12 protein-coding genes are annotated in these 12,193 nt (G+C 65.3%); 4 read left to right on the top strand and 8 right to left on the bottom strand.

The features are described from left to right. Positions 1–96: 96 nt before the first annotated feature. The 6 genes from rbsD to ACVWY1_RS04335 all read right to left on the bottom strand — a co-directional run bounded on the left by rbsD (position 97) and on the right by ACVWY1_RS04335 (position 6,062). On the bottom strand, positions 97–501 hold the full coding sequence (gene rbsD / locus ACVWY1_RS04360) for a D-ribose pyranase (protein ID WP_102682858.1): 405 nt from the start codon (positions 499–501) through the stop codon (positions 97–99). Continuing rightward, on the bottom strand, positions 498–1,406 hold the full coding sequence (rbsK, locus tag ACVWY1_RS04355) for a ribokinase (RefSeq protein WP_102682859.1): 909 nt from the start codon (positions 1,404–1,406) through the stop codon (positions 498–500). Before rbsK ends, rbsD begins: the two co-directional genes overlap by 4 nt. 9 nt (positions 1,407–1,415) lie before the next feature. Continuing rightward, the gene (locus ACVWY1_RS04350; RefSeq protein WP_102682860.1) at positions 1,416–2,441 is read right to left on the bottom strand and encodes a LacI family DNA-binding transcriptional regulator; all 1,026 of its coding nucleotides are present in this window, start codon (positions 2,439–2,441) and stop codon (positions 1,416–1,418) included. Between the two features lie 4 nt (positions 2,442–2,445). Next, on the bottom strand, positions 2,446–3,438 hold the full coding sequence (locus ACVWY1_RS04345; protein WP_110704607.1) for an ABC transporter permease: 993 nt from the start codon (positions 3,436–3,438) through the stop codon (positions 2,446–2,448). Then, on the bottom strand, positions 3,435–4,988 hold the full coding sequence (locus ACVWY1_RS04340; RefSeq protein ID WP_198755697.1) for a sugar ABC transporter ATP-binding protein: 1,554 nt from the start codon (positions 4,986–4,988) through the stop codon (positions 3,435–3,437). The genes ACVWY1_RS04345 and ACVWY1_RS04340 overlap by 4 nt, the downstream gene beginning before the upstream one ends. Before the next feature lie 126 nt (positions 4,989–5,114). Then, positions 5,115–6,062 carry a substrate-binding domain-containing protein gene (locus ACVWY1_RS04335; RefSeq protein ID WP_457377836.1) on the bottom strand — a complete coding sequence of 316 codons (948 nt, stop codon included), beginning with the start codon at positions 6,060–6,062 and terminating at the stop codon, positions 5,115–5,117. Between the two features lie 340 nt (positions 6,063–6,402). On the opposite strand from ACVWY1_RS04335, the gene ACVWY1_RS04330 reads away from it, so the two are divergent. The 3 genes from ACVWY1_RS04330 to ACVWY1_RS04320 all read left to right on the top strand — a co-directional run bounded on the left by ACVWY1_RS04330 (position 6,403) and on the right by ACVWY1_RS04320 (position 8,655). Then, the gene (locus tag ACVWY1_RS04330; RefSeq protein WP_110704619.1) at positions 6,403–7,491 is read left to right on the top strand and encodes an asparaginase; all 1,089 of its coding nucleotides are present in this window, start codon (positions 6,403–6,405) and stop codon (positions 7,489–7,491) included. A 225-nt stretch (positions 7,492–7,716) separates the two neighbouring features. Next, positions 7,717–7,959, top strand: coding sequence for a DUF1654 domain-containing protein (locus tag ACVWY1_RS04325; protein WP_457377835.1), 243 nt, complete (start codon positions 7,717–7,719; stop codon positions 7,957–7,959). A 6-nt stretch (positions 7,960–7,965) separates the two neighbouring features. Next, a complete protein-coding gene (locus tag ACVWY1_RS04320; protein WP_046855152.1) occupies positions 7,966–8,655 on the top strand; it encodes an endonuclease in 690 nt (229 codons plus the stop codon). A 6-nt stretch (positions 8,656–8,661) separates the two neighbouring features. Here the strand turns inward: ACVWY1_RS04320 and ACVWY1_RS04315 are convergent, their stop codons facing one another. Continuing rightward, complete coding sequence (locus tag ACVWY1_RS04315; RefSeq protein ID WP_023631215.1) at positions 8,662–9,087, bottom strand: bifunctional (p)ppGpp synthetase/guanosine-3',5'-bis(diphosphate) 3'-pyrophosphohydrolase; 426 nt, start codon at positions 9,085–9,087, stop codon at positions 8,662–8,664. 264 nt (positions 9,088–9,351) lie between these two features. Between ACVWY1_RS04315 and ACVWY1_RS04310 the strand changes: the two genes are divergently transcribed. Beyond that, positions 9,352–10,764, top strand: coding sequence for a purine-cytosine permease family protein (locus tag ACVWY1_RS04310; RefSeq protein WP_277504798.1), 1,413 nt, complete (start codon positions 9,352–9,354; stop codon positions 10,762–10,764). Positions 10,765–10,851: 87 nt separating this feature from the next. On the opposite strand, the gene ACVWY1_RS04305 is transcribed toward ACVWY1_RS04310, so the two are convergent. Next, positions 10,852–12,081: an acyl-CoA dehydrogenase gene (locus ACVWY1_RS04305; RefSeq protein ID WP_102682866.1), complete on the bottom strand. Its 1,230-nt coding sequence runs from the start codon at positions 12,079–12,081 to the stop codon at positions 10,852–10,854. Between the last annotated feature and the right edge of the window lie 112 nt (positions 12,082–12,193).

The raw sequence follows: 12,193 nt of genomic DNA, 5'->3' as shown, positions 1-12,193 counted from the left end.
GCTAGGGGGATGGATTCACAGGGACAGCCCGAGGTTGCGCCCAACCTGTGGGAGCCGGCTTGCCGGCGATCGAGGGCGCAAGCCCTCGCATTCGGTCTAGAAAGTCACGCCAGCCACCAGGGCAATATTGCTGTAGGGCTTGCACTCCCCCGTGCGCACCACGGCCCGGGCCTGGCGACACAGGGTCTTGAAGTCGGCATGGCCCAGCACCTGGCGCTGGCCCAGCTCACCGCCCGCATGCAAACGCTCGACCTCGGCCAACCCCGGAGGCAGGGCCTGGAACACTTCATCAGCCAGCACATGCCGCTCCACCTGCATCTCGCTCAGTACCACGCGCAACACGCTGGCAAAATCCGGGATACCCGGCGTCAGCGCCAGGTCGATCAGCTCCACCCCCGGCGGCACTGGCAGGCCGGCGTCGCCGATCACCAGGATGTCGCCATGGCCGAGCCCGGCAATGGTCCGCGACAGGGCGATGTTCAGCAGTGGCGTCTTCTTCATGGCGCCAACTCCTTCAACAGGGGAATGGACGGCTGCGCGCCGACCCGGGTTACCGACAATGCGGCGGCGCACTGGCCAAAGCCGATCGCCTCATCTTCCGACAATCCCCGCGCCAGGCCGGCGGCAAAACCGCCAACAAAGGTATCGCCGGCCGCCGTGGTATCCACCGGCTGCACCCGTGGGGCCGGGAAGTGCCGGCTGCCGGTGGCGTCGACCAGCAAGGCACCATCGCCGCCAAGGGTGACGATCACCTTCCCTGCCCCCAACTGGCGTAGCCGCTCGGCCGCGCGGCGGGCACTTTCCTGATCATTGACCCGCACCCCGGCCAGGGCCTCGGCTTCGCTCTCGTTGGGGATCAGGTAATCGATGTAGGCGTACCACTCCGCTGGCAGTGGCCCGCTGGCCGGCGCTGGGTTGAGGATCACCGTGCGGCCCAGCTCGCGGCCGCGGGCCAGGGTCCAGGCCACGGTGGCCGTGGGCACCTCCAACTGACAGATGATCACTTCGGCGCGCTGCAGCAGTGCATCGAAACGGCTTACCGACTCGGGGCTGAGCAGGCCATTGCCGCCGGGGATCACGACGATGGCGTTCTGGCTGGCGGCATCCACCACGATCAGCGCCACGCCGCTGGACACGCCCGGGCACACGCTCACCCCCCGGCAATCGATGCCCTCGGTGAGCAGCGCCTGGCGCAGTTGCTGACCATAGGCGTCGTCGCCGACGTTGCCGACCATCGCCACGCTGGCGCCCAGCCGGGCCACAGCCACGGCCTGGTTGGCGCCCTTGCCGCCAGGCGCGGTGAAGAAACTGTCGCCGGTCAGGGTCTCGCCTCCCCGGGGCAGGCGCTGGGCGCGGGCCACCAGGTCCATGTTGAGGCTGCCGACCACTACCACCTTGGCATCCATGGGTATTCCTTAACGGTAATCGTTGAACAGGTCCGGGCGTGGCCCGGTGGATTCGCGCAGCACGATGCGCGGGGCGACGATGCGCTGTTCGGCGGCGCCGTCGCGGCGTGGCGTGACGATGCGCGACAGCAACAGCCCGGCGGCGCTCTCACCCAGCTCGCGGATCGACTGGCCGACCGTGGTCAGCGCCGGGTACACATAGCGGCTCAGTTCGATGTCGTCGAAGCCGATCACCGACAGCTCACCCGGCACGTCGATATTGCGTTCGGCGGCGGCACGCAGCACGCCGAAACCGATCATGTCGTTGCCGGCGAAGATCGCCGTGGGCCGCTCGCCATCGAGCAGGCGCGCCGCGGCGGCATGCCCGCCGAGGCTGGTGAAATCGCTGTGCAGCACATGGCCCGGGGCAACGCGCACGCCGCCCTCGGCCATTGCCCGGCGGAACCCGGCCAGGCGCAGCTGGCTGACCCCAGTGTCCACCGGCCCGCCGATGGTGGCGATCTCGCGGTGCCCGAGTTCGAGCAGGTGGCGGGTGGCCAGGTAGGCGCCCTGCTCGTGGTCGATCCGCACCAGGTCGGCCTCGACGCCTTCCAGGGCCCGGTCGACGATGACCATCGGCGTGCGCACGCCGCTGAGGCTGTCGAGCAGGTCCTGGTCCTCGCCCACCGAGGCAACGATCAGGCCGTCGATGCGCTTTTCCAGCAGCACGCGCAGGTAGCTGCGCTGTTTCTGCGGGTTGTCATCGGAGTTGCACAGGATCACGCAATAGCCGTTGCGCTCGCAGGCATCCTCGATACCCCGGGCCAACTCGGCGAAGTAGGGGTTGACGCTGTTGGGCACCAGCAGGCCGATGGTGGCGGTGCTGCGCGCCTTCAGCGAACGGGCCACGGCGCTGGGCACGTAGTCGAGTTCGGCGATCGCCGCCTCGACCTTCAGCCGCACGTGCTCGCTGACCGGACGGGTCTTGTTCAGTACATGAGACACGGTGGTGTAGGAAATACCCGCCAGTGCCGCGACATCTTTGATGGTTGCCATGGTTTCAGTTCCGCCGGCTCGCACGCCGGCTGCGGTAAGTGTCGAGTACCACGGCGATGACGATGACCGCCCCGGTGATGATGCGTTTGGTCGGTTCCGAGGCGCCGATCTGGGCCAGCCCGGCGGCCAGCACCGAGATGATCAGCACACCGAAGAAGGTGCTGATGACCGAGCCGCGCCCGCCCATCAGGCTGGTGCCGCCGATCACCACGGCGGCGATCACCTGCAGCTCCATGCCCGAGCCGGCATTGGGGTCGGCGGCCTCCAGGCGCGAGATCTGGAACAGCGCGGCGAGGCCCGCGAGCACGCCCATCAGGGCGAACACCAGGATCTTGAAGGGGCGTGGGTCGATGCCGGCCAGGCGCACAGCCTCTTCGTTGGTGCCGATACCGATCAGGTAGCGACCGAACACGGTACGGGTCAGCACCAGTTGGGCCAGCACGATCACCAGCAAGGCGATGATGAAAGCCGGGGAAATACCGAAGGCGATCGGGTTGGAGAACCAGGCGAAGGCATCGCCGATGTACGCGGTGCGCGAATCGGTGAACTGGTAGGCCAGGCCACGGGCCATCTCCAGCACGCCCAGCGAGACGATGAACGAAGGGATGCGCCAGGCCACGGTGATGCTGCCGGTGACGGTGCCGGCCAAGGCCGCCACGGCCATGCCGAGCAAGGCGGCGGGCAGCACGCTCCAGCCCCAGCCGAGGATCGCCACGCTGACGGTCGAAGCCGCCAGGGCCAGTACCGAGCCGACCGACAGATCGATGCCGCCGATGATCAGCACGAAGGTCATGCCCACCGCCAGCACCATCAGGTCGGGGATCTGGTTGGCCAGGGTGCTGAAGGTGGCGTAGGACAGGAAATGGCTGCTCAGCAACGAGAACAGCACGATCATCGCCAGCAAGGCCCCGGCCAGCCCCAGGTAGGTGCCCAGGCCGAAATAGGTGCCGCTGCGGCGCACTGGCGCGGCGTCCGAGGTGTTTGTTGTGGTTTTCATGCATCCATCCTGGGAGCTGCGTCGTGCAGCAGGGCGTCACGTTTCTGGTAGCCGGCGAAGGCGGCGGCGAGGAGTTGGTCCTGGGTCCAGTGGTCACGGTCGAACGTGTCGATCAGGCGGCCCGCCGAGAGCACGGCGATGCGGTCGCAGATCAGCATCAGTTCGCGCAGGTCGCTGGACACCACCACCAGGGCCTTGCCCTGGCGGGCGAGCTCGGCAAGCAGGCCGTAGATGTCGAACTTGGCGCCGACATCGATGCCGCGGGTCGGCTCATCGAACAGCAGTACCTGGCAATCGCGCTCCAGCCAGCGGCCAATCACCACCTTCTGTTGGTTGCCGCCGGACAGCTCGCCCACGGCCTGGGCGGGGCTGGCGCTGCGGATACGCATGGCGCCGATCTGGCGCTCGGCCAGCTCACGCTCGGCGTCCGCGTCGAGCACGCCGGCACGGGACACCGCGCCGAGGTTGCCCAGGGCAATATTGGCACTGATCGACTGGCTCAGCAGCAGGCCTTCGCCCTTGCGGTCCTCGGTAATCAGTGCAATGCCAGCCTTGACCGCGGCCTTGGGCGAGTCGATGGTCACCGGCACTGGCGGCTGGCCGAGGGCGACCTGGCCGCTGTCGGCGCGGTCGGCGCCGTAGATCAGGCGCAGCAGCTCGGTACGCCCGGCACCGATCAGGCCGGAGATACCGAAGATCTCCCCTGCCCTGACCTCGAACGACACCTCGCGTACCTTGTCGCCGCGGCTGAGCCCGTCGACCTTGAGCAGCGGCGCACCGATCGTGCGCTGGCCCAGGTCGATATGCTCGCCCAGCTCGCGGCCGACCATCAGGTTGACCAGTTGCTCACTGTTGTAGCGCTGGATCGGCTCGGCGCACACCAGCTTGCCATCGCGCAGCACGGCGATACGCTGGGCCACTTGCTGCAGCTCTTCGAGGCGGTGGGAGATATACACGATGGCCACGCCGCGCTGGCGCAGGCGTTCGATCTGGGTGAACAGCAGATCCACCTCGCGGGCGGTGAGCATGGCCGTGGGTTCGTCGAAGATCAGCACATGGCAGTCGCCGATCAGGTTGCGGGCGATCTCGACCATCTGCTGGTGGCCGATGCCCAGCTCGCCGACAGGGGTGTCCGGGTCGATGGCATCCAGGCCGACCTGAGCCATGGCTGCGGTGGCCAGCTGGCGCAGGCGCTTCTGGCTGATCCAGCCGAGGCGGCTGGGCAGGTTGTCAAGGAACAGGTTCTCGGCCACGGTCAGCGTCGGCAGCAGGTTGAGTTCCTGCATCACCATGCGCACGCCGAGGCGTTCGGCCTCGGCGCGGCTGCCGGGGGCGTAGGGCTGGCCGCGGTAGAGCATCTGCCCGGTGGTGGGGATCTCCAAACCGCTGATCAGCTTGGACAGGGTCGACTTGCCCGCGCCGTTCTCGCCGGTCAGGGCCAGCACCTCGCCGCCGCGCAGCTCGAGGGTGACATCGCCGAGCACGGGCTGGGCGTAGGTCTTGCCCAGGCCGCTAACGGCTAGCACGGTTTCATTGGCCGGTACTGACATGGCCATTCTCCTAAATAGACATACCCCCCTGTAGGAGCGGCTTCAGCCGCGATCACCCGCGAAGCGGGTGCCAGGCACCGCAGTGCCTGCATCGCGGCTGAAGCCGCTCCTACAGAGATCACTTTGTCACTTGGTAATCAGCTTGACCGGGGTCTGGATGACATTGTCGGCATCCACGCCGGGCTGCTCGCCCTTGAGCATCTTCAGCGCCGCCTGGATGCCATACACCGCCTGCTGGCTGGCCGCCTGGTCGAGGGTGGCGAGCACACGGCCATCCTTGAGCATCGGCTCGATGGCCTTGATGTTGTCGTAGCCGACCACCTGCACCTGGCCGGTCTTGCCGGCGGCGCGCACGGCCGAGACAGCACCCAGGGCCATGCTGTCGTTGCCGGCCAGCAGCGCCTTCAAATCGGGATACTCGTTGAGCATCGAGGCGGCAACGGCGTTGCCCTTGTCGATCTCCCAGTTGCCGGATTGCACCGAGACGATCTTCATCTGCGCGGCTTCCATGGCGTCCTTGAAACCGGCGGTGCGCTGCTGGGCATTGGTGGTGGTCGGCACGCCTTCGATGATGCCGACCTGGTCACCGGCCTTGAGCTTTTGCTGGGCCAGGTAGTCGCCGACCAGCCGCGCGCCCTTGCGGTTGTCCGGGCCTACGAACGGCACGCTGATGCCCTTGCTCTTGAGGGTTTCGGGATCGAGGCGATTATCGATGTTGATCACGATCACGCCTTTGTCCATCGCCTTCTTCACCGCCGATACCAGCGCCTTGGAGTCGGCCGGGGCAATGACCAGCGCCTTCGCGCCCACGTTGACCATCTGCTCGACGATACGGATCTGCTCGCCGGTGTCGGTCTCGTTCTTGATGCCGTTGGCGACCAGCTGGAATTCGCTGGCGTGGGTCTTCTGATAATCCTTGGCGCCATCTTCCATGGTGCGGAAGAACTCGTTGGCCAGGGATTTCATCACCAGGGCGACCTTGGGCGCCTCGTCGGCGTGGGCGGTAGGCAGGGAAAAGATCAGCGACGACAGAACGGCAAGGGCCAGCGGACGGCCGGAAAACGGCAGCTTCATGGAAATGACTCCGAATCTTGTGGTTTTTATCGGATCGCAAACGTTTGCGGTGACTAACTATGTAAACAGGCCCCGCTTTTGTCAAATCCATTGCGTAGGCAGCCACGGCTACGCCGGTCGGATTATCCGCAATTTGTCCGAAAAACCGAACACATTTCCTTCGCTTGTTCGGCCAGCCGAACACCACGGATCGGCTTGACCCCATGGTCGCTTCGAGTACCCCCAGTCGCAACAGGGGTTTCCAGATGAAATTCGACGAACGGTAGTTGCTGGTACGAAATCTGCCTTTACCCAGTGCGACATAACGCACATCTCACCCAGGAAGAGAGAAGCAGTAATGATGAAATCCGCTATCAAGACCTTCGCACCGAGCGCCCTGGCGCTGCTGTTGGTACTGCCGACCGGCGTTTCCGCCAAGGAAGCCGCGCAACAACAGAAACTCGCCAACGTGGTCATCCTCGCCACCGGCGGCACCATCGCCGGCGCTGGCGCCAGCGCCGCCAACAGCGCCACCTACCAGGCCGCCAAGGTAGGCATCGACAAGCTGATCGCCGGCGTGCCAGAGCTGAAGGACCTGGCCAACGTGCGCGGCGAGCAGGTGATGCAGGTCGCCTCGGAAAGCATCGGCAACGACGACCTGCTCAAGCTGGGCAAGCGCGTCGCCGAACTGGCCGACAGCAAGGACGTCGATGGCATCGTCATCACCCACGGCACCGACACCCTGGAAGAAACCGCCTACTTCCTCAACCTGGTGGAGAAGACCGACAAGCCGATCATCGTGGTCGGCTCGATGCGTCCGGGCACCGCGATGTCCGCCGACGGCATGCTCAACCTGTACAACGCCGTGGCCGTGGCCAGCAGCAAGGACGCCCGTGGCAAGGGCGTGCTGGTGACCATGAACGACGAGATCCAGTCCGGCCGTGACGTGAGCAAGGCGGTCAATATCAAGACCGAAGCCTTCAAGAGCCAGTGGGGCCCGCTGGGCATGGTGGTCGAAGGCAAGTCGTACTTCTTCCGCCTGCCGGCCAAGCGCCACACGGTCAACTCCGAGTTCGACATCAAGACCATCAGCAAGCTGCCGGCCGTGGATATCGCCTACGGCTACGGCAACGTGACCGACACCGCCTACAAGGCGCTGGCCCAGGGTGGCGCGAAGGCGATCATCCACGCCGGTACCGGTAATGGCTCGGTGTCGTCGCGCGTGGTGCCGGCGCTGCAGGAGCTGCGCAAGGAAGGCGTGCAGATCATCCGTTCGTCCCACGTCAACCAGGGCGGCTTCGTGCTGCGCAATGCCGAACAGCCTGACGACAAGAACGACTGGGTCGTGGCCCATGACCTGAACCCGCAGAAGGCGCGGATCCTGGCAATGGTGGCGATGACCAAGACCCAGGACAGCAAAGAGCTGCAGCGGATCTTCTGGGAATACTGATCGGCATGCACCTCGGGCTGGTGTGTTGAACATACCGGCCCATCGCGGGGCCAGCCCGCTCCCACAGGTCTGCGGCGACTTTGTGGGAGCGGGCTGGCCCCGCAATACCTTCGATGGAACCAATCCCTCTACCACGGTCTTATACGGCTTTCATCCTACCTGCTGTTGCGAAATGACTTACAGTGAAATACTGTATGCACATACAGCAAAACAAGGAACAGCCCCGTGGCCAAAACCGCCCCAGCGTCGCCAAGCAGTTATGAACTACTGGGTCAGCGCATCCAGAAGATCATCAACAGCCCCACCGCCCAGCGCAGCCGCGCCGCCCTGATCTTCCGCCTGGAGCAAGAATCGCCCGACGACTGGGCCACGCTGCTCGAGGAAATCGCCGAGAACGACAACGTCACCCTCGCCCACCGCGACGATGGCGGCGTGCAGGTGTTCTGGACCGTGCCGAAGGAAGACTGATTGCACATGAGAGTTTCGCTTTTCGCTGCCTGCCTGCTGCTGCTTACACCCCTCGCCCACGCCGACGCCCCGCGCACCTTCCAGGAAGCCAAGAAGGTCGCCTGGAAGCTGTACGCGCCGCAGTCCACCGAGTTCTATTGCGGCTGCAAGTACCAGGGCAACAAGGTCGACCTGGCGTCCTGCGGCTATGCGCCGCGCAAGAACCTCAACCGTGCCTCGCGCATCGAGTGGGAGCACATTGTCCCGGCCTGGCAGATCGGCCATCAGCGCCAGTGCTGGCAGGATGGTGGGCGCAAGAACTGCTCGCGCAACGACAAGGTCTACCAGCGGGCCGAGGCCGACCTGCACAACCTGGTGCCGAGCATCGGCGAGGTCAACGGCGACCGCAGCAACTTCAGCTTCGGCTGGTTGCCCGAGCAGCATGGCCAGTACGGCAGTTGCCTGACCCAGGTCGACTTCAAGGCCAAGAAGGTCATGCCACGCCCGTCGATCCGCGGAATGATCGCGCGCACCTACTTCTACATGAGCAAACAGTACGACCTGCGCCTGTCCAAACAGGACCGCCAGTTGTTCGAGGCCTGGAACAAGACCTACCCGCCGCAGGCCTGGGAACTGCAGCGCAACCAGCAAGTGGCATGCGTGATGGGGCGCGGCAACGCCTTCGTCGGCCCGGTCAACCTCAAGGCCTGCGGCTGAAGGCCTTCAGGCCAGCGTCTGCAGGTAGGCGCTGGCCTGCTGGTAACGGCAGAGCCGGGCCACATCTGCCGGGCCTGGGCAGGGGATGCGCGAAAGGTCGCTGTTGTCGGCCAGGTCCGCCAGCTTCACCTGGCGCGCCAAAGGGTCCACACCCAGGCGAATGACGAACGCCTCGTAGCTTTCGCCCTCGCGCCGGCTCAGCGCCAGCAGCGCGGCGAGGATTTTCAGCGGGAAGCCTTCACGGGCGAGGTCGGCCAGGGTCAGCGGCGTGTCTTCCAGCACATCGTGCAACACCGCGACGATGCGCTGCTCGGGGGTGATCACCCGCCCCATCACCCGCAGCGGGTGAAGGATGTAAGCCGCCCCGCCTTTGTCGAACTGCCCTTCGTGTGCCTTGATGGCCATCGCGATGGCCCGCTCCAGCGTCGCCATGAGGCGCTCCCCCACTCAACCCGCGCACTAGACAGCATAGCCGCTGCACCACAGGCGTGTTCACGCCTGCGCATCATGGCGGCGGGCTTGTGCCTCCGCCGCCCAAGCTTTTGCCAGCCTTAGGTTTTTTAAGGCCCATGAGCACAAATTTACTAATTTCTCGATCCCCGCCCGCGCCGCATCATCGCGCCAACAAGAACGCGTCGCCCCTTGCCGGCACGCACCCGGGCAGCACCCGATGCCCACCTTGCCTTGGAGTCAGTCATGACCAGTGCAGCCAATTCGGCACCCCTCATCGAGAAACACACGATCGGCTACGTGCCGCCGCAAGACCGCCATGGAAAGGTAAGGGATCTGTTCACACTGTGGTTCGGCGGCAACATCGCGCCGCTGCCCATCGTCACCGGCGCGCTGGGCGTGCAGTTGTTCCACCTCAACCTGGTGTGGGGCGTCGTCGCCATCCTGGTCGGCCATCTGCTCGGCGGCGTGCTCATGGCCCTGCATTCAGCGCAGGGCCCGCAGATGGGCATCCCGCAGATGATCCAGAGCCGCGCCCAGTTCGGTTCGCTCGGCGCCCTGCTGGTGGTGGTGATCGCCGGGGTGATGTACATCGGCTTCTTCGCCTCCAATATCGTCCTGGCCGGCAAGTCGCTGCATGGCGTGGTCGAGACGGTGCCGGTGTCCGTGGGCATCGTCATCGGCGCATTGGGCTCCGGCATCATCGGCATCATCGGCTACCGCTTCATCCACGTGCTCAACCGCATCGGTACCTGGGTACTGGGTGTTGGCATCGTGGTCGGCTTCGGCTACATCTTCAGCCATGTGCAGAGCGACGACTTCCTCACCCGTGGCGGCTTCAACCTGGCCGGCTGGCTGGCCACCGTGTCCCTGGCGGCGCTGTGGCAGATCGCCTTCGCGCCCTACGTGTCGGACTACTCGCGCTACCTGCCGGCCGACGTGAAGGTTTCCGCGACCTTCTGGACCACCTACCTGGGCTCGGCCCTGGGCTCGAGCCTGTCGTTCATCTTCGGCGCGGTGGCGGTGCTGGCGATCCCTGCCGGGATGGACACCATGGACGCGGTCAAGCTTGCCACCGGCACTCTCGGCCCGCTGATGCTGGTGCTGTTCCTGCTCAGCGTGATCAGCCACAACGCCCTCAACCTGTACGGCGCGGTGCTGTCGATCATCACCCTGGTGCAGACCTTCGCCTACCGCTGGATCCCCACTGCCAAGAGCCGCGCCGTGCTGTCGCTGCTCGTCCTGGCGGCCTGCTGCGTGGTGGCGGTGTTCGCCTCGGCGGACTTCATCGGCCACTTCGTCGATATGGTGCTGGTGTTGTTGGTGGTGCTGGTGCCGTGGACGGCGATCAACCTGATCGACTTCTATGTCATCCACAAGGGCGACTACGACATCGACTCGATCTTCAAGGTCGACGGCGGCATCTACGGCCGCTACAACCCCCAGGCGCTGATCGCCTATGCGGTGGGTATCGTGGTGCAGATCCCGTTCATGAACACGCCGCTGTACGTCGGGCCGGTGTCCGAGCACATCAACGGCGCCGACCTGTCGTGGCTGGTGGGGCTGGCGATCACCTCGCCGCTGTACTGGTGGCTGGCCAGCCGCGACAGTGCGTATCGCCGTCGGCAGATGGGTGCAAAGCTGGCGGCGGGGGTTTGATCCTGCCAGGCCGAATGCCGATCAGAAGACCCGCCTAGGCGGGTCTTCTGTCGTCAATGCCAGCCACCACGACTCAGGCGGCAAACCCTAGCGCTCGCTACGGAGCATTTCCTTCGGCACATACTTGCCAATCTCATACTTGCCAATCGCCGCCCGGTGCACCTCATCCGGCCCGTCGGCCAGGCGCAGGGTGCGCTGCATCGCGTACATGTAGGCCAGCGGGAAATCACCGCTCACCCCTGCCCCGCCATGGATCTGGATGGCCCGGTCGATCACCTTCAACGCCACGTTCGGCGCCACCACCTTGATCTGGGCGATCTCGCTGCGCGCCACCTTGTTGCCGACGGTGTCCATCATGTACGCGGCCTTCAGGGTCAGCAGCCGGGCCATGTCGATCTCCATCCGCGAGTCGGCTATCTTGTCGACGTTGCCACCCAGCCGTGCCAGCGGCCGGCCGAAGGCAGTGCGCTCGACCGAGCGCTTGCACATCAGCTCCAGGGCGCGTTCGGCCATGCCGATCGAACGCATGCAATGGTGGATGCGCCCAGGCCCGAGGCGGCCCTGGGCGATCTCGAAGCCACGGCCCTCGCCGAGGAGCACGTTCTCGTAAGGCACTCGCACGTTCTCGAACAACACTTCGGCATGGCCGTGGGGCGCGTCGTCGTAGCCGAACACCGGCAGTGGGCGGACGATCTTCACGCCGGCTGCGTCGGTGGGCACCAGGATCATCGAGTGCTGTTGATGACGCTGGCCGTCGGGGTTGGACAGGCCCATGAAGATCATCACCTTGCAGCGCGGGTCGCAGGCGCCGGAGGTCCACCACTTGCGGCCGTTGATCACCCACTCGTCACCGTCGCGCACGGCGGTGGCGGCCATGTTGGTGGCATCCGAAGAGGCCACGTCCGGCTCGGTCATGGCGAACGCCGAGCGGATCTCGCCGCGCAGCAGCGGCTCGAGCCACTGGCGCTTCTGCGCCTCGCTGCCGTAGCGCACCAGCACTTCCATGTTGCCGGTGTCCGGCGCCGAGCAGTTGAACGGCTCGGGCCCCAGCAGCGAGCGGCCCATGATCTCGGCCAACGGCGCGTACTCAAGGTTGCTCAGCCCTGCGCCATATTCGGATTCGGGCAGGAACAGGTTCCACAGCCCTTCCTCGCGGGCCTTGGCCTTGAGCTCCTCCATGATCGCGGTAGGCTGCCAGCGGTCGCCCTCGGCGACCTGGCGCTCGAACACCGGCTCGGCCGGGTAGACGTATGCATCCATGAATGCGCTGACGCGCTCGCGCAGTGCCTGGACTTTGGGCGAATAGGCGAAATCCATCGGGGCTACCTTCCGTCAATGAAGAACATGGACCTGAGCCTAAAACAGCCACCCTTCATCCACCTAGTCTATTTTCTTCGTGTATAAACATTCATAACCAATATATGATCGA

The organism is Pseudomonas sp. TE6288 (genome assembly GCF_054062095.1).
This window is presented reverse-complemented; position numbering and strand designations above follow the sequence as displayed.

Bases quoted from the DNA above. Each gene is read 5' to 3' on its own strand.
- ACVWY1_RS04350 (WP_102682860.1), bottom strand. From the start codon at position 2,441: ATGGCAACCATCAAAGATGTCGCGGCACTGGCGGGTATTTCCTACACC.
- rbsK (WP_102682859.1), bottom strand. From the start codon at position 1,406: ATGGATGCCAAGGTGGTAGTGGTCGGCAGCCTCAACATGGACCTGGTG.
- ACVWY1_RS04340 (WP_198755697.1), bottom strand. From the start codon at position 4,988: ATGTCAGTACCGGCCAATGAAACCGTGCTAGCCGTTAGCGGCCTGGGC.
- ACVWY1_RS04315 (WP_023631215.1), bottom strand. From the start codon at position 9,087: ATGGCGACGCTGGAGCGGGCCATCGCGATGGCCATCAAGGCACACGAA.
- ACVWY1_RS04345 (WP_110704607.1), bottom strand. From the start codon at position 3,438: ATGAAAACCACAACAAACACCTCGGACGCCGCGCCAGTGCGCCGCAGC.
- ACVWY1_RS04310 (WP_277504798.1), top strand. From the start codon at position 9,352: ATGACCAGTGCAGCCAATTCGGCACCCCTCATCGAGAAACACACGATC.
- ACVWY1_RS04330 (WP_110704619.1), top strand. From the start codon at position 6,403: ATGAAATCCGCTATCAAGACCTTCGCACCGAGCGCCCTGGCGCTGCTG.
- ACVWY1_RS04305 (WP_102682866.1), bottom strand. From the start codon at position 12,081: ATGGATTTCGCCTATTCGCCCAAAGTCCAGGCACTGCGCGAGCGCGTC.
- ACVWY1_RS04320 (WP_046855152.1), top strand. From the start codon at position 7,966: ATGAGAGTTTCGCTTTTCGCTGCCTGCCTGCTGCTGCTTACACCCCTC.
- rbsD (WP_102682858.1), bottom strand. From the start codon at position 501: ATGAAGAAGACGCCACTGCTGAACATCGCCCTGTCGCGGACCATTGCC.
- ACVWY1_RS04335 (WP_457377836.1), bottom strand. From the start codon at position 6,062: ATGAAGCTGCCGTTTTCCGGCCGTCCGCTGGCCCTTGCCGTTCTGTCG.